This window comes from Roseobacter sp. FCG-D35 (assembly GCF_033436665.1).
Taxonomy (GTDB): domain Bacteria; phylum Pseudomonadota; class Alphaproteobacteria; order Rhodobacterales; family Rhodobacteraceae; genus JAWQFO01.
Window position 1 is genome coordinate 681,146 of record NZ_JAWQFO010000001.1, and the last position, 24,755, is coordinate 705,900.

The following is a 24,755-nucleotide window of genomic DNA, read 5'->3' on the forward strand; positions in this document are numbered from 1 at the left end:
GGGTGCCGTGCGTTACCCTTGACGCTCGCGGTAGTCCTCGACCGTCGTGCCCAGCTCATCCTCGAGATGCACCGCAATGATCTCGCGGAAATCGCTTTCGGCGGAAAAGCCAAGCTCGCGCGCCCGCGCGGTCTCGAAGCGTTGCGGCCAGCCCGCGACGATGCGTTGGATGGTCTCGTCGGGCTCGGACCGGATCAGCGCCACGGCCTTGTCGCCGGCCACGTCGCGCAGCGCCTCGATTTGCTCAGCCACGGTGGCCGAAAGACCGGGCAGAGAGATTGACCGCCGATGACCCAGCGGCGCGAGATCCATCGCACCGGCGCGTACGAGGTTGCGCACCACGGCGCGCGGGCTTGAGTGCCAGTGCCGCACGCTGTCCGGCACCGGCAGTACCGCCTCCTGACCGGCCAGCGGCTCGCGCAGGATGTTGGAGAAGAATCCCGAGGCGGCGAGGTTCGGCTTGCCGGGGCGGATGCAGATCGTCGGCAGGCGCAGGGCCAGCCCGTCGAAAAATGCGCGGCGCGTGTAATCCTCGAGCAGCAATTCGCTGATCGCCTTCTGGGTGCCGTAGCTGGTCTGCGGCGTGCGGAAATAGTCGTCGGGGATCGAGTCCGGGAACGGCGCACCGAACACCGCGATGGATGATGTGAAGATCATCCGCGGGCGATACCCGTCCTGCCCGTGCGCGTGGCGGATCGCGTCGAAAAGATAGCGCGTGCCGTCTAGGTTGATCCGGTAGCCCTTGTCGAAATCCGATTCCGCCTCGCCAGAGACGATGGCCGCGAGGTGATAGATCACGTCCGGCCTGAGATCGACGAGGCTTTTGGCGACCTTCGGATCGGACAGATCCGCCTCGCGCAGTTCGACCTGCGGTCCGTCGGGCAGTTCGACACGCGGCGCCACGACATCGACCAGCGTCAGCTTGTCCACCGGCGCGTCGCCTAGCGTCCCTGCCCCGGCCAGCGATTTGGCAAGCTTGGCGCCGACCATCCCGGCGCCTCCGATGATCATGATGTGCATGGCGTGTCTCCTCCGTTCCAACCGTGGCGCAGTAGCAACCGCGGCCCAAGGACTGTCAAGGCCGGGCTCCACCGGCTAGCCCTTGACGCCGGACGCCGCGCGCGCGACCCCTTGCGCGACCACCTATCCGGAGCGATCCCATGCAGACCGAGACCCTGACCACGCACGACGCCGAAGAAGACGCGCGCAACCGCGACATCAAGATCTACGTGAACGGCGAGATCGTTCACCGCGACGCGGCGAAGGTCTCTGTCTACGACAGCGGGTTCATGCTGGGCGACGGCATCTGGGAAGGCATGCGGCTTTACGACGGCACCTGGGCCTTCTTCGACGAGCACATGGATCGCTTCTTCGACAGCTGCAAGACGATCTCGATGGAGGTCGGCATGGACCGCGCCGGCATCCTTGACGTGCTGAACCGCACCGCCGAGGCCAACGGGATGACCACGGACGTGCACTGCCGCCTGATGCTGACGCGCGGGGTCAAGGTGAAGCCGTTTCAGCACCCGTCGCTCAGCCGCTCCGGGCCGACGCTGGTGGCGATCCTGGAACACTCGAAACCGCGCGAGGACCTGCAGAGCCAGGGCATCCGGCTCGCCACCGTGCCGCAGGTGCGCGGATTGCCGATGAGCCAGGATCCCAAGCTCAACAGCCACTCCAAGCTCAACTGCATCATTGCCTGCCTGCAGGCCGAACAGGCGGGCGCGGACGAGGCGCTGATGCTCGACCCGCATGGGTTCGTAAACACCACCAACGCCTGCAACTTCTTCATCGTGCGCCGGGGCGAGGTCTGGACCTCGACGGGCGACTACTGCATGAACGGCGTGACGCGCCAGAAGGTGATCGACCTCTGCCGCGCCAACGACATCCCCGCCTTCGAAAAGAACTTCTCGCTTTACGAGGCGCACGGCGCCGAAGAAGCGTTCCTGACCGGCACATTCGGCGCGCAGACGCCGGTCGCCAGCATCGACGGCAAGCCTGTGGGGACCGGTGAGCGGCCGATGACGCGGCGCATCCGGCAGCTCTACAAGGAGCTGATCGCCAGCCACGTCGCAATCCGGTAGGTGGCGCGCGCCGCCCAAGCGGATTGTTGTTGGGACAAGCGTACGAGGAAAAAACCGGACGGTGTGACCTTGTTTACAGACCAGCCCCTAAGGCTCGGCTAGTGTCGGTGTAAACAGGGAGCATCGACATGATCACCGCATCCGCCACCGCATCGAAGGTCTTTCGCAACGTCGCCATCGCCGTCCGCCAGTGCATCCGAATGCAGGAAAGCGTCGACCGCCTGCACTGACCGCTTCGGCCCGGACGGCACTGACGCCGGTTCCGCCCCGCAAGTTCTCTAGCCCAGCAGGACCCGTCGCGAAATCTCCGCAAGCAACCGATCTTCCTCGAGCGGTGCCTCGGAGATCTCCGCCTTTCCATCCATCGAGAGCGATGCGTGCCCGTGCACGAAGCTCCACAGCATGTAGGAGCGGAACTGGCATACCGGGTCGTCCTGCGTTGTCGCGAGACAATCGGCGACGGCCCGCTGCAGGATGCCGAAGGTGTCGCACCCGACCGCCCGCATCATCTCGCGCTTGTCCTCGGTATCGACCTGGCCGAATGTCAGCCGGAAAACGCCCGGCTCATCGCGGGCGAACCCGACATAGGCCCGGCCCATCGCCGTGACCCGCGCGAGACCGTCATCGGCAACCTTTGCCGCCTCCGCCTCCATCCTGTCTCCAAGCCGGAATAGCCCGTCGACCGCCACAGCGACAAGGATTTCCTGCTTGTCCTTGAAGTGCTTGTACGGTGCAGCACTGCTGACTCCGGCACGGCGGCAGGCCTCGGCGATCGAAAAACCGTCGAAGCCCTTCTCCTCCACAAGCTCTCTGACCGCCGCGACGAGATGGGCGCGCAGGTCGCCGTGGTGATAGCCGGTTTTCTCGCTCACGAGGGTGCCAGGCAGCATGTTTCGACTCCGTCGTTGACTAAGTTAGTATCTCTAACATATGTTAGAGGCGCTAACTTTGAAAGGTCACTCGCATGAACGACCGTAACGTCGCAACGCCCGGGACCAAAGGGCTTTTCGGAAAACTCGTCGCTCTTGCCCTGACACTTGGTGTCGTGGCAGCCGCAGTCGCGGCTGTCGCCGGGCTCACCGCAATCCTCGGCGCGCGGGCGGACGCGGTGGCGGGACCGGCACCCGCGCCGCTGACGCAGGTCCGTGCAATGACCGCCGAACGCACCGACGGATTCACCGTCACGCGCCGCTTCGCCGGCCAGATCGAACCGGCCCGAACCGCGGCGCTGGGGTTCGAGGTATCGGGCGAGATCACCGAGATACTCGTCGACGAAGGTCAACGCGTGGCGCAAGGCGCCCTTCTTGCGCGGCTCGACACGGACCTGCTCGACGCGGACCGCGCGCGGCTCGCGGCCAGCCGCAAGGCGCTGGAAGCACAGGCTGAGCTGGCACGGCTGACGACGGAACGGCAGTCGGCGCTGCAAAGCCGCGGGTTCGCCGCGGCGCAGGCGCTAGACAACGCCCGGCTGGGACTGGCCGAGATCGAGGCGCGGCTGACCGAGGTCGATGCCTCGATTGCGCGGCTCGACGTGCTGGACGCACAATCCGAACTCCGCGCGCCCTTCGACGGCCGCGTCGGCGACATCGCGATCGACACCGGCACCGTCGTGGCGCCGGGCCAGACCGTTCTGGCCCTGCTCGAAGACGGCCCGGCGCTGTTCCGCGTGGGGCTCGATCCCGCCCTAGCCGATGAGGTCGCCGGACTGGGTCCGACGCGCCTGCACATCGCGGGTCGCGTTCATGACGCGGAATTCGCCGGCTTCCGGCCCGATCTTGATCCGCGGACCCGGACGCGCACGGCGCTCTTCGAGGTCGACGGCGCCGGGGCGGCCTATCTGCAAAGCGGCACGCTGGAGATCGAAACCGAGCTTGCCGGCAGAGGCTACGCCCTGCCCGTCTCCGCGCTGCAGGACGGGATTCGCGGCCTCTGGACCGTGCTGGTGCTGACGCCCGAGACGGACGGCACCTACCGCGTCGCGACCGAAGCGGTCGAGATCCTACACGCCGACGAGACCCGCGCCTTCGTCCAGGGCACTCTCTCGGACGGCGCGCTGATCGTCGGCGACGGCGTACATCGCGTGGTGCCGGGCGACCGCGTGACGCTCGCCGGGGCTCCGGGCTGATGGAAACCCTGACCTTCCGCCAGCCCCGTCTGGTCGCGCTGGCCCTGCTGGTCATCATCGCCGCCGGCGTTTCCTCTCTGCTTGCCATCGGCCGGCAAGAGGATCCGACGATCACCAACCTTTTCGGCACCGTCACGACGGTGTTTCCGGGGGCCGACCCCAGGCGTGTGGAATCGCTGGTGACCTCCGAGATCGAGGACGTGCTGCGCCAGATCCCGGAGGTGGATGTCATCGAAAGCGTCTCCGCCACCGGCATCTCGGTGGTCACCGTCGAGCTTGGGGCGACCGTGCCCGATGACGCGATCGAAGGTATCTGGTCGGAAATCCGCGACGATCTGGCCGATGTTGCCGCCACCTTTCCCGCGGACGTGCAAGAGCCCGATTTCGACACCGACAACGGCGCCTTCGCGGCGATCTTGGCCCTGCGCGCCGCCGACCCGGCGACGCCCCTTACCCTTCTCGGGCGCTATGCCGAGGACATCGCGCAAAAGCTGCGCAACATTTCCGGTACCGAACAGGTCGAGATCTACGGCGCCCCGGAAGAAGAGGTGCTGGTCACGCTCGACCCCGAACGCAGCGCGGCGCTGGGGCTGAGTGCCGGGGATGTCTCGCGCGCCGTGGCCGCCGCAGACAGCCGCGGACAGGCCGGCAGGCTGCGCGGCGATGCCGGCGACTATCTGGTCAACGTCGAAGGCGAGGTCGACGCCCTCGACCGGCTGCGCGAGGTGATCCTGCGCGAAGGCGCGGATGGCAGCGTGACCCGGCTCGACCAGGTAGCCAAGGTGACCCGCGGACCGCGCCTGCCCTCCTCCGAACTGGCGCTGGTCGACGGCACGCCCGCCGTGCTGGTCGCCGCCAAGCTCGAATCCGGGCGCCAGGTCGATGTCTGGGCCGGACAGGTCCGGGACGAGATCGCCACCTATCGCGCCGACCTGCCCGAAGGGCTCGCGCTCGATCAGATCTTCGACCAGAGCGCCTATACCGCCGAGCGCCTCGCCGAAGTCGGCCTCAACATGGCGATCGGGGTGGCGCTGGTGGTCGCGGTCCTGCTGGTCACGCTCGGCCTGCGCTCGGCGATGATCGTGGCGCTGATCCTGCCCGTCGTCACCCTGGCGACGCTTTTCACCATGAACCTGATCGGCCTGCCGATCCACCAGATGTCGGTCACCGGCCTGATCGTGGCCCTGGGGCTGCTGGTCGACGCCGCCATCGTGATGACCGACGAGGTCGGCCAGCGCCTTGCGGCCGGCCTGTCGCGCCGCCGCGCGGTCTCCGAGGCGGTCCGTCGGCTTTTTGCGCCGCTGCTCGCCTCGACGGTCACCACCGCGCTGTCTTTCACGCCGCTGATCCTGCTGCCGGGCGCCCCGGGCGACTTCGTCGGCGCCATCGCCATCGCCGTCGTCACGATGCTGTGGTGGTCCTTCGTGATCGCCATCACCCTGACCCCCGCCATCGCCGGCTGGTTCCTGCCGGACGGCGCAGGCGCACGCCGCGGCGAAGGTCTGCCGGGGCGCCTCTTCGCCCGCTCGATCCTCTGGGCGGTCGAGAACCCGGTGAAATCTGTGGCCCTGTCGCTGGTCCTGCCGGTCACCGGCTTTCTGAGCCTGCCGACGCTGACCGCGCAATTCTTTCCCGGCGTCGACCGCGACCAGTTCACGCTCGAGGTCGACATGGCCCCCGGCACGGCCATCGCGGCCACCCGCGACAGCGTCGACCGTCTCGATGCCGCCCTGCGCGGCGATGCGCGCGTCACCTCGGTCACCTGGCTGATTGGCCGCTCGGCACCGCCCTTCTACTACAACGTCATCGGCAACCGCGAGGATGCGCCGGGCCATGCCCATGCGCTGGTGACCACGTCCTCTCCGGACGCCACCGAGAGCCTGCTGTTCGAACTCGAGCGCGACCTCGCGCACGCCGCGCCCGAGGCGCAGGTCCTGGTCCGCGGTCTGGTACAGGGGCCGCCGGTCGCGGCCCCGGTCGAGGTGCGCATCGTCGGCGACAACCTCGAAACCCTGCGCGAGCTTGGAGACGCCGCGCGCACCGTCATGGCGCAGGTCGACGCGATCAGCGTCGCGCGCAGCACCATCGGGGCGGGAGCGCCGAAGCTGGCGGTTGCCGTCGACGAGGCGCAGGCCCAACGGCTCGGGCTCGACCTTGGCGGCATCGCGCGCCAGCTCAATGCCGGGCTCGAGGGCGTGACCGGCGGCGCGCTGGTCGAGGGCACCGAGCAGATCCCCGTCCGCGTGCGCCTTGGCGACGATGTCCGCGGCGACCTGCAACGTGTCCGCGACCTGCCGATCCTGCCGCCGGACGCCGCGGCGCTGTCGGCCGAAGGGCGCTGGCCGGCGCTGCCGCTGTCGGCCATCGCCACGGTGGACCTCGTGCCGGCCGCCTCCAGCATAACCCGGCGCAATTCCGAGCGGGTGAACTCGGTGCAGGGATTCGTGCAGCGGGCCGTGCTGCCCGAGGAGGCGCTGGCGCAGGTGCGTGCGGCGCTCGATGCCGAAGGCTTCGCCCTGCCCCGCGGCTACCGGCTCGAGATCGGGGGCGACAGCGACGCGCGCAACGACACGCTCAACGACCTCTTCGCCTCGCTCGGGCTGATCGTCACGCTCTCGATCGCGGCCATCGCGCTGACGTTCAACTCGTTCCGCCTGACCGGCGTGGCGCTGGTCGTCTGCGGGCTTGCCGCGGGTCTGAGCCTGCTGGCGCTCGCGATCTTCCAGTACCCGTTCGGGATCACCGCGATCATCGGTGTGATCGGCTCCATCGGCGTGTCGATCAATGCCGCCATCATCATCCTGACCGGCCTGAAGGCAGACAGCGCCGCACGCCAGGGGGACCGCAGCGCCATGGCCGCGGTGGTGGGCCGATCCGCGCGCCATATCGTGTCGACGACGATCACGACCTTCGGAGGATTCCTGCCGCTGATCCTGGCCGGAGGCGGTTTCTGGCCGCCATTCGCCATGGCCGTCGCCGGCGGAGTGCTGTTGTCGACCGTCGTCTCGTTCTACTTCACGCCGCCGATGTTCGCGCTGGTCTATGCCCGCCGGCCGGAACGGCGCGAGATCCTGACCTTGCGCGAGAGCGACCGGATCTACCCGCTCGACCTGCGCCCGGCGGCTGAGTAACGCACGACACACATCTTGCGCCGGGCCCGGTCCGGACCTGTTCGCTGTCAGGCCGCGCGGCTAGTGTCGGTCGCAAACCGGGACTGCCATGACTCTGCCAGCGCACCAGACCGCCCCCGAGGGCTTCGACGTCGTGATCGTGGCGCAGCGCGGACGGCTGTCCTACGAAGCGCTGCTATTCGCCGCCTCGCTGCGGCATTCCAGCCCGCGCTTTGCCGGGAGGCTGCTCGTCGCCGAACCTGAGCCCGGCCCACTCTGGGAGAAGGACCCGCGCATCAGCGACCCTGATGTCCGGTCCGCGCTCGCTGATCTGGGCGCCGAGATCGTGCCCTTCGAGACCCAGCATTTCGGAGACACCTACCCGACCGGCAACAAGATCGAGATGCTGGCCGCACTGCCCGAGCAGAGACCTTTCGTGTTCTTCGACAGCGACACGCTGATCACCGGGGACCTCATGGAGGTGCCTTTCGACTTCAACCGTCCCTCCGCCTCGCTGCGGCGCGAAGGCACTTGGCCGCGCCCGGAACTCTACGGCCCGGGCTACGCGAGCATCTGGAAGGCGCTCTACGACCGCTTCGGGCTCGACTTCGCAAGCTCGCTCGACCCTACGCAGCCGGACGAGTACTGGGAAAGATACCTCTACTTCAATGCCGGCGTCTTCTATCACGCCTGTCCGCGCCGGTTCGGGGACCGGTTCCTCGCCTACGCGCGCGAGATCCGCGATGCACCGCCACCCGAGCTTTGCGCGCAACCGTTGCTGCCCTGGCTCGACCAGATCGCGCTGCCGCTGGTGATCCATTCCCTCGGCGGTGGGCGTGATGCGCTGCAGCCGGGCTATATCGACGCCGAAATAAGCTGCCATTACCGCGCCATGCCGCTGCTCTATGCGCGTGAGCCGGACCGCACGGTCGATCTGCTGGAAACCATCGCCGCGCCGAACCGTCTGAAGAAGGTTCTGAAGCGCCACGAGCCGTTTCGACGCTTCATCTACCAGGGTCGCGGACGGAAGGTGCGCGCGCTCTTCAACCGCACCGACCTGCCGCGCCGCGAGCAGGCGATCCGCAATCGCATCAGATCCGCGGGGCTCTGGATACGCTAGCCGCACCCGCGCCGGTCATTCGGAAGGCGGCTTTTCGAGCAGCGTGTAGGTCGTGACCAGCGCGTCCGGGGTCTGGCCCCGCATGATCCGGCCCTTCTCGTTGCGCTTCGACCGTGCCCCGACCGCACGCTTGACCAGCCGCCCGAGCTGCTGGTTGAGCGAGACCCGCGTGCGCGCGGCTGCGCGCGCCGGGGCGCCGGCGACATCGGTGGCGTTGCGGTAATGCTGCATCAGCGCCTCGTCCTGCTCGGCCGCGCGGAACACGGTCAGGATGAACTGGTCGTCGAAGTGCCCCTCGGCCTCGAGCTTGCGCGCCAGATCCACGAAGCTGTCGATCACAAGACGCTTGGATTGCAGCCGCAGCGCCAGAGGATCGCCTTTGGGCGCCGAGAGCAGGATGTGGTTCTCGACCATCTTCTGCATGAAATGCGCCATGTCCATGCCGATGGAGCGTGCCTGCTCCTCGACGAAACGCCGGACCGGGGTTTCGAGGGTGAAGGAGATCGTCGAGGCCTGCTCGAGCCGTTCGAGCCGTCGGCGCCGGCGTTCGGCGCGCGCTTCGGCCGTCTCGGGAGCGGGTTGCGTGACTTCTTCGGAGGCGATTGCAGAGGCCCGCTCGCGCGTTGCGCGTTCGGCCTGGTCGGCCGCGCCGGTTCCGGAAACGGCTTTCGTGAGAATGGTTTCGCCGGTCTCGTCCATGGCACAAGCCTCCCTGCCAACATACTTGTGTGATATGCCGGCGAACCGGACCTGTCAATCCGCGGGCCGGTGTCGCCAGCCTTGTGCGGGCCCGGGCCATCGCCTAACCATGTGCCGAACGACAGAGCGAGGAGACCCCACATGTCCGACGGCCCGACCTACGGCTTCGACACCCTGCAGATCCATGCCGGCGCACGGCCCGATCCGGCGACGGGCGCGCGCCAGACGCCGATCTACCAGACCACCGCCTACGTCTTCCGCGACACCGAGCACGCGGCAGCGCTGTTCAATCTCCAGGAAGTCGGCTTCATCTATTCGCGCCTGACCAACCCGACGGTGGCGGTGCTGCAGGAACGCATCGCGACGCTCGAAGGCGGCGTCGGCGCGGTCTGCTGCTCGTCGGGGCACGCGGCGCAGATCATGGCGCTTTTTCCGCTCATGGGCCCGGGCCGCAACATCGTTGCCTCGACGCGGCTTTATGGCGGCACGGTCACGCAGTTCACCCAGACCATCAAGCGCTTCGGCTGGTCGGCGAAATTCGTCGATTTCGATGACCTCAACGCGGTCAAGGCGGCGATCGACGAGGACACGCGTGCCATCTTCTGCGAATCCATCGCCAACCCCGGCGGGTATGTCACCGACATCGCGGCGGCGGCGAAGATCGCAGACGGCGCCGGCATCCCGCTGATCGTCGACAACACCTCGGCCACGCCTTACCTCTGCCGGCCGATCGAGCATGGCGCGACCCTGGTAGTGCATTCGACGACGAAGTACCTGACCGGCAATGGCACGGTCACCGGCGGCGCGATCGTGGATTCGGGCAAGTTCGACTGGTCGGCCAACGAAAAGTTCCCCTCGCTCAGCGCGGCGGAACCCGCCTATCACGGGCTCAAGTTCCACGAGACCTTTGGCCCGCTTGCCTTCACCTTCCATTCGATCGCGATCGGGCTGCGCGATCTCGGCATGACGATGAACCCGCAGGCGGCGCATTACACGCTGATGGGGATCGAGACGCTGTCGCTGCGCATGCAGCGGCATGTCGAGAACGCCGTGAAAGTGGCGGAATGGCTCGAGAAGGACGACCGGGTCGACTATGTGACCTATGCCGGTCTGAAGTCCTCGCCCTATTTCAAGCGCGGCCAGACCGTCTGCCCCAAGGGCGCGGGCGGGCTCTTCACCTTCGCGGTCAAGGGCGGCTACGACGCCTGCGTGAAACTTGTGAACGCGCTGGAGATCTTCAGCCACGTCGCCAACCTCGGCGATGCGCGGTCGCTGGTGATCCACTCGGCCTCGACGACGCACCGCCAGCTCACGCCGGAGCAGCAGGAAGCCGCGGGTGCGAGCCCGAACGTCGTGCGGATCTCGATCGGGATCGAGGATGCCGACGACCTGATTGCCGATCTCGACCAGGCGCTGAGCAAGGCATCGGGCTGAGCGCGGGCGCCGGACCGGGCGGGGGCTCTGCCCCCGTCGCCCTGCGGGCGCCTCCCCCGGGATATTTGCAAACCAGAGAAAGGACGCGCGCACCCGGGTGAAGGTCGCGTGCCTGAGCCCGGCTCAGTCGGCGATGCCAAAGACCATCTGCACGCTGCCCTCGAAGCCGACCTCGCCTGCCGCCACGGGCACGGAAGCGCCGCGGGCGGCGTCGGCCATCTCGAGCCGGACCGGACCGCCGCGCCGCACCTGTTCGATGATCGACTGGACCGGTCCCAGCGTGACCCCGGCGGCCTCGGCCAGATCCTGCGCGCGCGCCATCGCGTCGGCCACGGCGGCCTTGCGCGCCTCGCGCTCGAGCGGAGCCGGATCCTGCACGTCGAAGGCAAGACCATCCAGGGTGTTGGCCCCGTCCGCGATCACCGCGTCGAGCAGACCGCCCAGGGCGTCGAGATCGCGCACCCGGACCGTTACCGCGTTGCGCGCCTCGTATCCCGTGATCTGCGGCGGGGCATCCACATTGCCGGAGCGGTCGGACCAGACCGGCTGCAGCGACAGGCCGCTGGTCTGGCGGTCTCGCGCCTCGATTCCGGCGCCGTCGAGGCGGGCGAGAATGTCACCGACGGCGGCGGAAGCCGCCTGCATCGCCGCGGCCGCGTCCGCGGCCTGCTCGGTGACGCCGAGCCGGATCGTCGCCATGTCCGGGGCTGCCGGCACGCTGGCCTCTCCGGTCACGGTTATCACGCGCGGTGCGGTCACATCCTGCGCGACGGCCGCGCTTCCGAAGCCTGCCACCAGGCAGAGCATGATGAGGGTCTGTTTCACGGGGCTGGTCCTCCTATGTTTGCTGTGCTGACCTAGACCCATGGCACCGCCGAGGACAAGCGCGATCCTAGCCCCAAGGCGGATCGCCGCGGGTCCGGCCGGCGCCCCGCGAACGCGTGTCCGGAAGGCGTTTTCCTTTCCCTCGGCGAAGTCCTGCTATAGGCTGTCGGAAAACCGAGGCCGCGCTGTCAAGGCGCCCGTTGCAGTGTAAAAAGGCAAGGCATGAAGCCCAGTTTCGCCCTGTCCCTCTCCTTCGACGGAATCCGCCTGCTGCATCGTGCCGCAGGCGGCTGGCGAGTAGTGGGCGAGGTCGATCCCGAAGCTGCCGACCTCGCCGGCGAACTGGCCGCGCTGCGCCGCTCGGCGGCGGCCATCGAGCCCGGCGGCGTGCGCTGCAAACTGTTGATTCCCAATGAGCAGATCCGCTACCTGACGATTCCGAGCCTAGGCATGGATGCCGACGCCCGGACCGAAGCGGCGCGCCGGGCGCTCGACGGGGCGACGCCCTATGACGTCGAGGACCTGGTGTTCGATACCTGCCCGGACTGCGACAGCATGCATGTGGCGGCGGTGGCGCGCGAGACGCTTGACGAGGCAGAAGCCTTCGCCGAAACGCACCGCTTCAACCCAGTGAGTTTCGTGGCCGTGCCGGGCGCGGAAGCTTTCCTTGGCGAGCCCTGGTTCGGGCGCGCGCGGGCCGCCGATCGCGTGCTCGGACCGGATGAAGCCGTCGAGCCTGACGGCGTGGCTGTGGTGATCGTCGGAGAGGTGGAAATTCCGTCCGGTCCGGTTGTCGCCGAAGAGACCGGCGCGCCGGTGGTCGAGACCGAAGAATCGCGAGAGCCAGGCGCGATGTCCGACGAAACGTCGCCGGACATGCCGCCGATCGCGGTTGGCGAGGCCGCCAGCGAGGCGACGGCAGACGTGCCCAAGGACGATCCGGCCCTGCCGGAGGGCGGGCGTGCGGGCGACAAAAAGGTCTTGGCCGAAGCACCGAAGGCAGAGCTTCCCGAACCGGACGACGGGCCGGAGGACGTCCTGCCGATGCCGGTGCCGCCGTTGAAGCCGTCGCGGGCGGAGTTCATCGAGGCGGCGGACCAGGGCTTTGCCGAGGCGCCTGCACCGCCGCCCACCGCGCCCGCCCCATCGCGAACCACGCCGTCCGCCCCCAAGCCCGAGCCGGTGACCGGGTTCAGCAGCCGGAGGACAGCGCCTCCGGTATCGCAGGATCAAGGGATTGCGCCCGCTGCCTCCGGACGTGAACCCGCGGTGCAGGCTCCGAAGGTGCAAGGTGCGGGGGAAAGGCGCGTGCCGACCCTGTCGGCTCCGGGCGCGCGGGTGAACGGCGCACGGCTCGACATCGCCGACGCCGAAGCGGAACCTGCCGGGAAGCCGGGGTTTTTCAGCCGCCGAAAGCCCGCGCGGGTCGAACCGGCACCGGCGCGCAAGGTGCAACCGGTGCCCGCGCCGGAAAGGCGACCAATCGCGACGAGCCCGGCGGCGGCGCCGAAACTGGCCCCGACCCCGCCAGAAGCCCAACGTCCGCCCGAGGCGCAACCCAAGAATGATCCCTTCGCCCTGCCGGTGGAGCGGCCCCGCGGCAAGCCGCGATACCTCGGGCTGATCCTGACGGTGATCCTGTTGCTGGTCCTCCTGGCCGTTGCGGCCTGGGCTTCGGTCCGGCTGGACGGGAGCATCGCACGGATTTTCGACCGTCCGGAGGCCGCACCGGAGTCCGAGACGGAGACCGGGATCGCCGCGATCGCCGACCTGCCGGCACCGAAGTTTCTCGACGAGTTGCCGGAGAATGCCGGCATGGTCACCGCGTCGGTGGAAACGACCCTCTCGGAAGAGGATGCGGCGGTGCTGCGCGCCCTGCGCCGCCCGACGCCCGGGATCGAAACCGGAGACCCCGAGACAGTCACGCCCGAAACCGCCGAAACGGCGGACGTGGGACAGGACGGAGCGGCGGATGCCGTCGTGGAAGTGGAAGCGGACCGGATCGAGGCGGATTATGCGGTCACCGGGATTTGGCCGGTCAGCCCGCAACTGCCGCAAGCCGGCGCCGAAATCGCCATCGACGACCTCTACGTGACCAGCATCGACCCGGTCAGCCTGGTCGAGGATGCCGTGGCGCTGCCGGATGCCATGCGGCAGGACACCGACGCGGCGATGGTACCGCAGAATTCGCCGGTCGCCCCGGGCACCACCTTCGATCTCGACGAACGCGGGCTGGTCGTGGCCACCGCGCAAGGCGTCGTGAACCCCGAGGGGATCACCGTCTACCTGGGTCGTCCGGCCCTGGTCCCGCCTGCCGAGATGGCGCGGCGCGATCCCGAAGTCGTCGAGGATCCGCTGCAGGCCGCGCTGGCCGAGGCACGTCCACGCCTGCGCCCGGGCAACCTGATCGAGAACAACGAGCGGGCCAACAATGACGGGCTGACGCGCTCCGAACTGGGCGCGCTGCGGCCTCAGGTCCGTCCGCGCTCGGAGCAGGAAACGGCGCTCGCCGCCGCGAGCCTCGTGCCGCAGGATGGCGGGCCGGTCGCCGCCCCGGCCGCGGCGGATCCCTTTGCGACCGGAACCCGCCTTGCAGCCGCGCAGTCAGCGCGTCCCGACGCGCGCCCGGGCAATTTCGGCCGGATCATCGCCCATGCACAGGCCACGGCGGCCGCGCAGGCCGCCCGGGTCACCACGCAACGGCAGGCCGCTGCAGCGGCGCCTGTCGTGCAACGGACGGCGGCGCCGAACATCCCGTCCTCGGCCACGGTGTCACGCAGCGCCACGGTCAAGAACGCGATCAACCTGCGGGGCATCAACCTGATCGGGGTTTATGGAAAGCCTTCGTCGCGCCGCGCGCTCATAAGGCTCTCAAACGGGCGCTACCAGAAGGTCAAGGTCGGAGACCGGCTTGACGGCGGGCGCGTCTCGGCGATTGGGGACAGCGAGTTGCGCTACCAGAAAGGCGGGCGCAACGTGGTGCTGAGGATGCCGCGCACGTAAAGGCGCACCCCGCAGGGGCGCGCCTACCGTCATTTCAGGATTGCGATCGCGCTATTCGGCCGCGATTTCGCCGTTGGCGATTTGCTCGGCTTCGATGGATTCGAACAGAGCCTTGAAATTGCCTTCGCCGAAGCCGTCGTCACCTTTGCGCTGGATGAACTCGAAGAAGATCGGGCCGATCACAGTCTTCGAGAAGATCTGCAGCAGGATCTTGGTTTCGCCACCGTCGACGACGCCTTCGCCGTCGATCAGAATACCGTGCTTCTTCATGCGCTCGACAGGCTCGTCGTGGCCGCTCACCCGGTCGTGGCTCAGGTCGTAGTAGGTGTCTGGCGGGCCCGGCATGAACTTCAGCCCGTTCGCCGCGATTTCGTCGGTCGAGCCATAGATGTCGTCACTTCCCACCGCGATATGCTGGATGCCCTCGCCCTTGTACTTCTTGAGATAGGACACGATCTGCCCGGTCTCGCCGCGGTCCTCGTTGATCGGGATGCGGATGCGTCCGCAGGGAGAGGTTAGCGCGCGGGAATAGAGGCCCGTGAACTTGCCCTGGATGTCGAAGAAGCGGATCTCGCGGAAATTGAAGAGGTCGCCGTAGAAGGCGAACCACTTGTCCATGTTGCCCTTGAAGACGTTGTGGGTCAGGTGGTCGAGGTAGAAGAAGCCAACGCCGCGCGGCTTGGACTGCTCGATCCAGTCGAATTCCGCGTTGTAGGGACTGGTGTCGTAGTACTGGTCGATGAAGTAGATCAGCGAACCACCGATGCCCCGGATCGCAGGCACGTCCATCGTCTTGTCGTCGCCGGTGTATTCCTCGGCGCCTTTCGACACCGCGTGGCGCAGCGCCTTTTCAGCATCGACGACACGCCAGGCCATCGCCGGGGCGCAGGGACCGTGCTCTTCCACGAACCGCGCGGCAAAGCTGTCGGGGTCGGCATTCAGCACATAGGTGATGTCGCCCTGCTGCCAGAGTTCGATCTTCTTCGTCCTGTGGTTCGCCACGTGGGCATAGCCCATGCGCGTGAAGAGGTCGCGCAGTTCCTGCGGCTCGGGATGTGCGAATTCAACGAATTCGAAACCGTCGGTTCCGGCGGGGTTCTCTGCAGTGATGGTCGACTTCGGAGCGTTGTGCGGGAACGGACCCATGGCGCGCCTCCTGTGAAAAGCGATTTGTTTCGTTGAATCGAAAATATGCCATTCCGGACGCGGATTTTGCGTGAATATCTGTTCATCTCTCGACATATACGACGGTTTCCCGCATATATTCTTCCATCCACGCATGGATTCCGCATCGAGATGCTCGACCCGACCGACATCCGCTTGCTCGCCGCCCTGCAGCGCAATGCGCATCTGACGGCGCAGGAACTGGGCGAGGCGCTCAATCTGTCGCCCAGCCAGGCCGGGCGGCGGCGTCAGCGCCTCGAGGCCGAGGGCTTCATCACCGGCTATACCGCCCGGCTCGATCCGTCACGGCTCGGCCTGCTGGTGCAGGGCTTCATCCAGGTGCATCTCGAAACCCACGGCCCCGAGAACTCGCGCAGTTTCGCCCGGCTTGTCGAGACCCGCTCCGAGATCACCAGCGCATGGACGATGACCGGTGACGCGGACTACCTGTTGCGGATCTACTGCGCGGACTTGCCGGCATTGAACCGGCTGATCCACGACGTGCTGCTGCCGCACCCGGCGGTGGCGCGCGTCCACAGCCAGATCGTCATGGCGCAGCTCAAGCAGGACAGCCCGCTGCCGACCTGAACGGCCCACCTCCGGCGACGGGTTTGAATGCCGCCCGCGCAGGCAGCGCTCCGCCGGTCGGAACGCAATCGCCAGACAAGTCCGGAAACCCGTGGCAACCACGCAAGCGGCTGTTATAAATCACGGACGACTCCCGCATCCGAGGTCGAGATATCGCACCCATGGAAGGTTTTCTCTATCAGGCATCCGTCTACCTCGCCGCCGCGGTGATCGCGGTGCCGCTGGCCGCGCGCCTGGGGTTCGGATCGGTCCTGGGCTATCTCGCCGCCGGGATCATCATCGGCCCGGTCCTCGGCCTTGTCGGATCCGAAACCCAGGACCTGCAGCACTTTGCGGAATTCGGCGTGGTGATGATGCTGTTCCTGATCGGGCTCGAGCTTGAACCGCGCGCCCTGTGGGACATGCGCCACAAGCTCGTTGGCCTCGGCGGGCTGCAGATCGCGCTTTGCACGCTGGCGATCATGGGCATCGCACTGGCCTACGATCAGCCCTTCTCCGTTTCGCTCGCGATCGGCCTCACCCTGTCTCTGAGTTCGACCGCCATCGTGCTTCAGACCCTGTCCGAGAAGGGGCTGATGCAGACCGGAGGCGGACGGTCGATCTTTTCGGTCCTGCTCACGCAGGATATCGCCGTCATCCCGATTCTTGCCTTCCTGCCGCTGCTCGCCGTCGGCATCCCGGCCCAGATCGCCGAGGACGGCTCGATCTCGCTGGGTGGGGACGACGGGCACGGCGGCCATGGTGACGGCCATGCAATGTCGCTGGTCGAAGGCCTGCCTGGCTGGGGTGTCACGCTGGTCACCATCGGTGCGGTCCTCGCCGTAATCCTGGCCGGCGTCTTTCTCACCCGGCCAGTGTTCCGTTTCATCCACGCCTCGCGCCTGCGCGAAATGTACACCGCCCTCGCCCTGCTCATCGTTGTCGGCATTTCCTTCCTGATGACGCTCGTCGGACTTTCCCCCGCCCTCGGCGCCTTCATCGCCGGCGTCGTGCTGGCCAGCAGCGAATTCCGGCACGAGCTTGAAACAGACCTCGAACCCTTCAAGGGCCTCCTGCTCGGTCTTTTCTTCATCACCGTGGGGGCCGGTATCAACTTCCCGCTGCTGTTCGGCAACATGCCGGCCATCGTCTCGATGGCCCTGCTGCTGGCGATCGTGAAGGGCCTGATCCTCTGGGGGCTCGGCCGCGTGTTCGGCCTGAGCGGCAAGAACCTGTGGCTGTTCGCCCTCGGCCTTGCGCAGGCCGGCGAGTTCGGCTTCGTGCTCACCGCCTTCTCCGAACAGCAGGGCGTCATGCCCATCGACGTGGCCGAGACGCTGCTTCTGGTGATCGCCCTTTCGATGCTGATCACGCCGCTGCTCTTCATCCTTTACGATGTCATCTCGCGCCGGACCGAAACCACCGAAGAGCGTCCGGACGACGACGAGATCGACGACGAAGGCCCGGTCATCATCGCCGGCATCGGGCGCTTCGGCCAGATCGTCAACCGGCTGGTGCAGGCCAACGGATTCAACACCGTCGTGCTCGACCACAACATGGAAACCATCGCCGTCATGCGGCGCTTCGGTTTCAAGGGGTTCCTCGGCGATCCCACGCGGCCCGACATCCTGCGCGCCGCCGGCATCGCCAACGCGCGGGTGCTGGTCGTGGCCCTCGACGACAAGGATGCCAGCGCCCGGCTGGTGGCCTATGCGCGCAAGCTGCGGCCCGACCTGCATATCGTCGCCCGCGCCTATGACCGCACCCAGGTCTACCGGCTCTACCAGGCCGGCGCCGACGACATCGTGCGCGAGATGTTCGACAGCTCGCTGCGTGCCGGGCGCTACGTTCTGGAAAACCTCGGCCTCAGCGAATACGAGGCGCACGAGGCCGAGCGCATCTTCTACGAGCACGACCGCGTTTCGGTGCGCGAACTGGCCGAGCTTTGGGATCCCGGCATTCCGACCTCGCAGAACGCCGCCTATGTCGCGCGATCCCGACAGCTGCAAAAGGATCTCGAGACCGCGATCCTCAGCCAGGCGACCGAGAAAAAACGTGCCTGAGCCTCAGGCTTCGGACACCCCTGCCTCGCCAAAGGTCGCCATGCCGCTGTGACAGGCGATTGCAGCTTTCAGGATCCCGATGGCCAGGGCGGCACCCGACCCTTCGCCGAGCCGCAACCCGAGGTCCAGAAGCGGCACCTTGCCAAGGTGGTCCAGCAGCCGCGCATGTGCGCCCTCGGCGCTGCGGTGGCCCGCGACGCAGTGATCGAGCGCACCCTCCCGGGTCCGGGCCAGACAGGCCGCCGCCGCACAGCAGATGAACCCGTCGAGGATCACCGGGATGCGCAGGTCGCGCGCCCGCGCGATCGCCCCGGCCATCGCCGCGATCTCGCGCCCGCCGAGCCGCATGAGGATGTCGAGCCCGTCGGCCTGCGCATCGGCGTGCCGCGCGACCCCGTCGGCCACCACCTGCGCCTTGCGCACCAGCCCCGCATCGTCGACGCCCGTCCCCCTCCCGGTCCAGTCTTCGGCAGCCCCGCCGAAGAGCGCCGCCGCGATCGCCGCGGCTGGCGTGGTGTTGCCGATCCCCATCTCGCCGGTCACCAGAAGGTCGGCCTGCGAGTCGACCGCCGCCCAGCCCGCCCGGAGGGCATCGACAAGCTCGGCCTCGGACATCGCCGGACCGGCGGTGAAATCCGCCGTCGGGGTATCCAGCGACAGCGCGATCACGTCGAGCCGCGCTCCAAAGGCCTCGGCCAGCTGGTTGATCGCCGCACCGCCGGATTCGAAATTCGCCACCATCTGCGCCGTCACCTCGGGTGGAAAGGCCGACACGCCCCGCGCCGCGACCCCGTGGTTTCCGGCAAAGACGATGACCTGCGGCGCAGTGAGCGTCGGGCGCGCGGTCCCGCGCCAGCCCGCGAACCAGACCGCCAGTTCTTCGAGCCGACCCAGCGCGCCCGGCGGCTTGGTCAGCTGCGCATCGCGGTCCCGCGCGGCGGCCTCGGCTTCGGGATCGGACGACGGCATTGCCGCCAGCAACGCGCGAAAGCCTTCCAGGTCGGCGAAATCGGAACTCATGAAGCACACCCTCGTTGCAAGATCGTTGCCCCCTCATTAACCAGTGGGACGGCACCGGCAACCCGCGAAACGGACAGAATGGCCTTGGTCAGCGACATCTTCCGATCCCGTCTCGACGAGTTCCGTGTCGCCTTGAGCCTGCTCAGCCGCCTGCCGGTCCCCGCACCACCGCCCGCGCGCTTCCGCAACGCCGCCCGCGCCGCCTGGGCCTACCCGCTGGCCGGTCTGGCCGTCGCGTGTCCCGCCGGGTTCGTCGCCGCGATCCTCATGGCCGTGGACACCGGCCCCGCCATTGCCGCCGGCGCCTATATTGCGCTCTCGATCCTGTTTTCCGGTGCGATGCACGAAGACGGGCTGGCCGATTGTGCCGACGGTTTCTGGGGCGGCTGGACCGTCGCGCGCCGACTCGAGATCATGAAGGACAGCGCCATCGGCACCTACGGGTTTCTTTCGCTGATCGTCGTCACGGGGATGCGCTGGAGCGCCTGCGCTTTGCTGCTGCCACTGGGGATCGCGCCGCTGCTCGCCGCGGCGATGCTGTCGCGCGCCGCGATGCCCCCCGTCATGGCACTGCTGCCGAATGCCCGCGACACGGGTCTGTCGCACGGCACCGGCCGGCCCGGGGCTGCCGCAACAGTCGCCGGCCTTGTCCTCGCGCTGACGCTGGCGCTGCTGCTCACCGGTCCCATTGCCCTTTTCGCCGCTGTCTCCGCTGCTATCGCGACCGCCGCGCTTGCCGCCCTTGCCCGCGCGAAAATCCGTGGCCAGACAGGTGACGTGCTCGGCGCCTGTCAGCAACTCAGCGAATTGGCGATTCTTCTCACCTTCGCGACCATGCTCACCTGACGCGGCAGTAGGGTCCCTCTCTGGTTGGGAAATATCCCGGGGGAGGCGCGCGCAGCGCGGCGGGGGCAGCGCCCCCTGAAACAAGAAAGGACCGCGCCCGGTCGGGCGCGGTCCTGAATGATAAGGAGTTTCGGTGCCGTCAGGCCGCGACGCGGCTGTCCAGCACGTCTCCGACCTGCTTGGCCGCAGCCAGCTCGTCGCCACCGCTCACCGCAGCGACCTCGCGGGTGAGCCGCTCGAGCGCCGCCTCGTAGAGCTGACGCTCGGAATAGCTCTGTTCGCGCTGGTCGTCGGTGCGGTGAAGGTCGCGAACAACTTCCGCGATGGCGATCAGATCGCCGGAATTGATCTTCTGCTCGTATTCCTGCGCCCGGCGCGACCACATCGCGCGCTTGACCTTGGCCTTGCCTTTCAGGGTCTTCATCGCGTGGGTGATGACGTCGGGCGAGCTCAGCGCACGCATCCCGATCTCCATCGCCTTGTGGGTCGGCACGCGCAGCGTCATCTTGTCCTTCTCGAAGGAGATGACGAACAGCTCGAGAGAGATCCCCGCCACTTCCTGCTCTTCGATCGAGATGATCTGGCCGACGCCATGCGCCGGGTAGACCACGAACTCGTTGGGACGGAAATCGTGCTTCTTGGATTTGGACATTCGGTTTTCCTTGCCGCAGGAGACGTCCCACAGGGTCGTTCAACAGTCAAAACCACACCGGATCGCCGCTCTTCTGCCGCGAATCCGGGTGGACATGGGTCGAAACCTTATGGCCAATCTCAATCGAGGGATTGGCTGGGACGCATCCGTTCAGTGATATGTGACATCAATATAACACAAAAAACGCCAATCCGGAAGCGGGACCGACCCGATTCCGCCCGACGTTGCGTCAGCTTCGGCGGCGTGCCGCCCAACCCCGATCGAAGAGCCTCAGCCGCCCTCGCCGGGCGTTTCGGAGAAATACTTCTCGAGCTTGCCGCTTTCCCCGTCCCGGTCGTCGGCTTCGGGCAGCGGATCCTTCTTGGTGATGATCACCGGCCAGAGCTCGGCATACTTGCGATTGAACTCCACCCATTTCTCCGTGTCCGGCTCGGTATCCGGCCGGATCGCATCTGCCGGGCATTCAGGTTCGCAGACACCGCAATCGATGCATTCGTCGGGATGAATGACGAGCATGTTCTCGCCTTCATAGAAGCAATCCACCGGACAGACTTCGACGCAGTCGGTGTATTTGCAGGCGATGCAGGCATCGTTCACGATATAGGTCATGGGAACGTCATCTCGGAAGCTACAGGGGCCTAGCTAAATCAGCGCCCCAGATCATTCAAGGGACCGTGCCCGAGAAAGATCGAGGGCCCGGCGATCGCGCTTGGTTGGGCGACCTTTTCCCTCGAAGGCAGGGTTCTCCGGACGTTCGTTCCGTTCCTCGTCCCGAGTCGGGGTCAGGTCGGAATAGAGTTCCCTGGCTTCAGGTGCAGGTCCGCGCCGCGTGCCCAGAATCTCGATACGGACCACCCGGACAGCGGTGCCTTGCGAAAAGGTCAGAACGTCGCCGGGGGACACCGGCGTGGCCGGCTTGTTGACCCGCACGCCGTTGATGCGCACACCGTCCTGCTGCACCCTCGAAGCCGCGAGCGTGCGCGTCTTGAAAAAGCGGCCCTGCCAAAGCCACTTGTCGAGCCGTAGCTTGCCCGCCACCTATTTCCCGTCGCGAAGGCCCATCAGGGCCGCCGCGAAGGGGTTGTCCGGGTCAATCTTCTTTTCGGGCTTCGGCGGCCGTGCGTTGAAGGTCTTGGGACCTTTCTGACCACGATCGCGCGGCGCGCCCTTCTTGCCCTTGGGGCTGCCGGACCGGGCCTTGCCGCCCCGGTCGCCGCGTTGCTGCCCGCTCCGATTGCCCTGCTGGCGCGGACCACGGCCCCATGTAAAGGTGTAGAATACTTCCGTCTCCGGGCCCGCCAGCGCTTCGTCGGGCGCCGTTCCCAGCGGAACCTCCTCGGCAGGCTGATCCGGAATGTCCTCCGCTGCGCCTGTCTCGCCGACATCCGCTGCCTCCGTAGACGTCTCCTGCGGCGCATCACCAACCGGTATCTCGGCGATCGGCGCAACGCCCGCATCCTCAATGCCTGCGGCTTCCTCCGGCACGTCGGCAGGCGGAACTGTTTCGGCGGGTTCGTTCGACGTCCCCGGCGCCGCGGTATCCGCGGCATCCATGACCGGAACATCGGTCTCGGGTGTCTCGGTCTCGGGCGCCGGTGCATCGCCGGGCACAACCGCCTCGACAGGCCGCACCTTCTCGCGTTCGCCGCGCTCGGCACGGTAGCCAAGCCCTTGCATCAGGTCGGCGAACTGCTCCAGCGTCATGCCGGTGATCGACAGCATGTCGGGCTTCGCCTCGAAACCCGCCCGCGTGTTCTCGGCACGCAGCATGTCAGCCAACCGCTCGAGCATGTCGATGCGGATCGCCCGCGTACCGGCCGTGCGGTAGCCGGCCATGGTGTCGGCGCCCTCGGGCGCATCCGCCGCGGCGGGGATCGTCACCAGCCCGGGCGGCGGCGATTCCGGGAATTCCCCCAGTCCTTTCGACAGCGACCACAGGACCAGCCGAAGGCGCGTCGGCGCCGGTTTCAGCAGAAGCGGCATGAAAATGGTGAACTGCCCGAACCGGATGCCATGCTTGCGCAAGGCACCGCGCGCGTCCTGGTCAAGCACTTTGACCTCTTCGGCCACCTCTGCGCGCGGGATGATCCCCATTGCCTCGACCATGCGGAAGGCAAATCCGCGCGCGAGACCGGTCAGTCCCTCGTCCCGGCTGAGGTTCAAGAGCGGCTCGAACTGCGCAGCCACCTTGCGGTCGATGAAATGCTGCAGCCGCCGCTGGACCTTCTGCGCGACCTCAGCCCCGGCGTGGTCGTCGACAAAGACCTCGACCTGAGGCTTGAGCGGATCCGAGCCGGCCACCAGTTTGCCGACGGCGGACTTGCCCCACATCAACCCGCCTTGTTCGGTGAAATCGATCTCGGTGTCCGGGGCATTGTAGAAGCGGTCGGCGCGCAGGTGGAAATGCGGTGCCAGAGCCTGGAGCGCGGCGCTGCGGATGGTCTTGGTTTCCGCCCCGTTGGAGCCCTTGTCCTGCGAGAACCGGAACCCGTCCAGCCTGCCCACGAATTCGCCCTCGACGGTCACGTCTCCGGTCTCTGATACTTCGGCCACCATGGCTTCCTTCTGACCCAGCCGGCGCAAGAGCACGGATGTGCGCCGGTCCACAAATCTCTGTGTCAGACGTTCGTGCAGCGCGTCCGACAGCCTGTCTTCTACAGAACGCGTCTCGCCGCGCCAATGGCTTTCGTCGCCGGTCCAGCCGCGGCGTTGCGCGACATAGGTCCAGGTCCGGATATAGGCCAGCCGCTTTGACAGGGTGTCGATATCGCCGTCGGTCCGGTCGATACGCCTGATCTGTCGGGCAAGCCAGTCATCCGGCACCGTTCCCCGTTCGTGAAGATAGTTGAAGATAACCTCGAGCAACCCGGAATGTTCCGCGTGGCTGATGCCGCGGAAGTCGGGGATCCGGCACACGTCCCAGAGCAGCCGGACCGAGGTCGCGTCGGTGCAGCGGGCCGCGATCTCGGCGACGTCGCCCAGCGCCTTCAGCGCCGAGAGGTCATCGGCCTCGCGCGCACGTGTCAGCCATTCGCTTTCTGGAGGCCTTTCGAGCGACGACACAAGCCGGTCGATCGAACCGAACTCCAGCGCATGATTACGCCACACCAGTTTTCTCAATGGCGTGAACTGATGGTCCATGATCGCCCGCGCGACCTCGTCCGGCAGCGGCGGCGCATCGCCGGTCACCCCGAACGTGCCGCGTTTCAGGCCGCGCCCGGCCCGCCCGGCAATCTGGGCCAGCTCGTTCGGCGCAAGGGGGCGCATCCGGCGACCGTCAAACTTGCTCAGCGCCGAAAAGGCGACGTGGTCGACGTCGAGGTTCAGCCCCATGCCGATGGCGTCGGTGGCGACAAGAAAGTCGACTTCGCCATTCTGGTACATGTCGACCTGCGCGTTTCGCGTGCGCGGGCTCAGCGCCCCCATCACCACCGCCGCCCCCCCCTTCTGCCGCCGGATCAGTTCGGCGATGGCATAGACGTTCTCGACCGAGAAGCCGACGATCGCCGACCGGCGCTGCATCCGGCTGATCTTGCGCGAACCGGTATAGGACAGGTCCGACATGCGGTCCCGACGCAGGAATTGCACCTTCGGCACCAGCGCCGAGATCGGTCCGCGCATCGTGTCGGAGCCGAGCAGCAGGGTTTCGCTCTGGCCGCGCGCGCGCAGCAGACGGTCGGTGAACACATGGCCGCGCTCGGGGTCGGCGCAGAGCTGGATCTCGTCGACGGCGAGGAAATCGCAGCCCATTCCTTCGGGCATCGCCTCGACTGTGCAGACCCAGTACTGGGTGCGCGGCGGCACGATGCGCTCCTCGCCCGTCACCAGCGCCACGATCGACGGGCCGCGCAGTGCCACGATCCGGTCATAGACCTCGCGCGCCAGAAGCCTCAAGGGCAACCCGATCACGCCGGTGCGGTGACCCAGCATGCGTTCGATCGCGTAGCTTGTCTTGCCTGTGTTGGTCGGGCCCAAGACCGCCACGACCTGTGCATCACCCGTCACGCCACCGCCCCTATCTTCTGCTGACCGCCGAACCCCAC

At 67.2% G+C, this 24,755-nt stretch carries 19 protein-coding genes; 9 read left to right on the plus strand and 10 right to left on the minus strand.

Translation table 11 applies throughout. The annotated features are described in order from the left end of the window. Nucleotides 1-12 precede the first annotated feature (12 nt). The gene (gene denD, locus R5H30_RS03150) at nucleotides 13-1,020 is read right to left on the minus strand and encodes a D-erythronate dehydrogenase (protein WP_318326547.1); all 1,008 of its coding nucleotides are present in this window, start codon (nucleotides 1,018-1,020) and stop codon (nucleotides 13-15) included. Between the two features lie 140 nt (nucleotides 1,021-1,160). Between denD and R5H30_RS03155 the strand changes: the two genes are divergently transcribed. Beyond that, a complete protein-coding gene (locus R5H30_RS03155) occupies nucleotides 1,161-2,084 on the plus strand; it encodes an aminotransferase class IV (protein ID WP_318326548.1) in 924 nt (307 codons plus the stop codon). A gap of 278 nt (nucleotides 2,085-2,362) precedes the next feature. On the opposite strand, the gene R5H30_RS03160 is transcribed toward R5H30_RS03155, so the two are convergent. Continuing rightward, complete coding sequence (locus R5H30_RS03160) at nucleotides 2,363-2,974, minus strand: TetR/AcrR family transcriptional regulator (RefSeq protein ID WP_318326549.1); 612 nt, start codon at nucleotides 2,972-2,974, stop codon at nucleotides 2,363-2,365. Nucleotides 2,975-3,048: 74 nt separating this feature from the next. On the opposite strand from R5H30_RS03160, the gene R5H30_RS03165 reads away from it, so the two are divergent. The 3 genes from R5H30_RS03165 to R5H30_RS03175 all read left to right on the plus strand — a co-directional run bounded on the left by R5H30_RS03165 (nucleotide 3,049) and on the right by R5H30_RS03175 (nucleotide 8,439). Continuing rightward, nucleotides 3,049-4,209: an efflux RND transporter periplasmic adaptor subunit gene (locus tag R5H30_RS03165; RefSeq protein WP_318326550.1), complete on the plus strand. Its 1,161-nt coding sequence runs from the start codon at nucleotides 3,049-3,051 to the stop codon at nucleotides 4,207-4,209. Further along, entirely contained in the window at nucleotides 4,209-7,340 is a 3,132-nt protein-coding gene (locus tag R5H30_RS03170; protein ID WP_318326552.1) for an efflux RND transporter permease subunit, read from the plus strand. Before R5H30_RS03165 ends, R5H30_RS03170 begins: the two co-directional genes overlap by 1 nt. Nucleotides 7,341-7,428: 88 nt before the next feature. Continuing rightward, nucleotides 7,429-8,439 (plus strand): GT-B fold glycosyltransferase domain-containing protein, encoded by a 1,011-nt coding sequence (locus tag R5H30_RS03175; protein WP_318326553.1) that lies wholly within the window; start codon nucleotides 7,429-7,431, stop codon nucleotides 8,437-8,439. A gap of 15 nt (nucleotides 8,440-8,454) precedes the next feature. Here R5H30_RS03175 and R5H30_RS03180 read toward each other — a convergent pair whose 3' ends face one another. Continuing rightward, a complete protein-coding gene (locus R5H30_RS03180) occupies nucleotides 8,455-9,138 on the minus strand; it encodes a hypothetical protein (RefSeq protein ID WP_318326555.1) in 684 nt (227 codons plus the stop codon). 141 nt (nucleotides 9,139-9,279) lie between these two features. Here R5H30_RS03180 and R5H30_RS03185 point away from each other — a divergent pair, with 141 nt between their 5' ends. Beyond that, nucleotides 9,280-10,572: an O-acetylhomoserine aminocarboxypropyltransferase/cysteine synthase family protein gene (locus tag R5H30_RS03185; protein WP_318326557.1), complete on the plus strand. Its 1,293-nt coding sequence runs from the start codon at nucleotides 9,280-9,282 to the stop codon at nucleotides 10,570-10,572. Between the two features lie 123 nt (nucleotides 10,573-10,695). On the opposite strand, the gene R5H30_RS03190 is transcribed toward R5H30_RS03185, so the two are convergent. Continuing rightward, nucleotides 10,696-11,397: an SIMPL domain-containing protein gene (locus tag R5H30_RS03190; RefSeq protein ID WP_318326558.1), complete on the minus strand. Its 702-nt coding sequence runs from the start codon at nucleotides 11,395-11,397 to the stop codon at nucleotides 10,696-10,698. Nucleotides 11,398-11,619: 222 nt separating this feature from the next. On the opposite strand from R5H30_RS03190, the gene R5H30_RS03195 reads away from it, so the two are divergent. Further along, entirely contained in the window at nucleotides 11,620-14,400 is a 2,781-nt protein-coding gene (locus R5H30_RS03195) for a hypothetical protein (RefSeq protein ID WP_318326559.1), read from the plus strand. A gap of 51 nt (nucleotides 14,401-14,451) precedes the next feature. Here R5H30_RS03195 and hppD read toward each other — a convergent pair whose 3' ends face one another. After that, complete coding sequence (gene hppD / locus R5H30_RS03200) at nucleotides 14,452-15,546, minus strand: 4-hydroxyphenylpyruvate dioxygenase (RefSeq protein WP_318326560.1); 1,095 nt, start codon at nucleotides 15,544-15,546, stop codon at nucleotides 14,452-14,454. A gap of 150 nt (nucleotides 15,547-15,696) precedes the next feature. On the opposite strand from hppD, the gene R5H30_RS03205 reads away from it, so the two are divergent. Then, nucleotides 15,697-16,152, plus strand: a complete 456-nt coding sequence (locus R5H30_RS03205) for an Lrp/AsnC family transcriptional regulator (RefSeq protein WP_318326561.1) — start codon at nucleotides 15,697-15,699, stop codon at nucleotides 16,150-16,152. Nucleotides 16,153-16,313: 161 nt separating this feature from the next. After that, nucleotides 16,314-18,194 carry a cation:proton antiporter domain-containing protein gene (locus tag R5H30_RS03210; protein WP_318326562.1) on the plus strand — a complete coding sequence of 627 codons (1,881 nt, stop codon included), beginning with the start codon at nucleotides 16,314-16,316 and terminating at the stop codon, nucleotides 18,192-18,194. 3 nt (nucleotides 18,195-18,197) lie between these two features. Here R5H30_RS03210 and cobT read toward each other — a convergent pair whose 3' ends face one another. Further along, entirely contained in the window at nucleotides 18,198-19,214 is a 1,017-nt protein-coding gene (cobT, locus tag R5H30_RS03215; RefSeq protein ID WP_318326563.1) for a nicotinate-nucleotide--dimethylbenzimidazole phosphoribosyltransferase, read from the minus strand. Nucleotides 19,215-19,292: 78 nt separating this feature from the next. On the opposite strand from cobT, the gene cobS reads away from it, so the two are divergent. Further along, nucleotides 19,293-20,060 carry an adenosylcobinamide-GDP ribazoletransferase gene (gene cobS, locus R5H30_RS03220; protein ID WP_318326564.1) on the plus strand — a complete coding sequence of 256 codons (768 nt, stop codon included), beginning with the start codon at nucleotides 19,293-19,295 and terminating at the stop codon, nucleotides 20,058-20,060. Nucleotides 20,061-20,199: 139 nt separating this feature from the next. Here cobS and R5H30_RS03225 read toward each other — a convergent pair whose 3' ends face one another. The 4 genes from R5H30_RS03225 to R5H30_RS03240 form a co-directional block, all read right to left on the minus strand. After that, a complete protein-coding gene (locus R5H30_RS03225; protein WP_318326565.1) occupies nucleotides 20,200-20,712 on the minus strand; it encodes a CarD family transcriptional regulator in 513 nt (170 codons plus the stop codon). Between the two features lie 270 nt (nucleotides 20,713-20,982). Then, nucleotides 20,983-21,321 carry a ferredoxin FdxA gene (gene fdxA, locus R5H30_RS03230; RefSeq protein ID WP_318326566.1) on the minus strand — a complete coding sequence of 113 codons (339 nt, stop codon included), beginning with the start codon at nucleotides 21,319-21,321 and terminating at the stop codon, nucleotides 20,983-20,985. A 51-nt stretch (nucleotides 21,322-21,372) separates the two neighbouring features. Then, entirely contained in the window at nucleotides 21,373-21,750 is a 378-nt protein-coding gene (locus tag R5H30_RS03235; RefSeq protein WP_318326567.1) for an Hsp15 family ribosome-associated heat shock protein, read from the minus strand. Further along, entirely contained in the window at nucleotides 21,751-24,717 is a 2,967-nt protein-coding gene (locus tag R5H30_RS03240) for a helicase-related protein (protein ID WP_318326568.1), read from the minus strand. Nucleotides 24,718-24,755 lie beyond the last annotated feature (38 nt).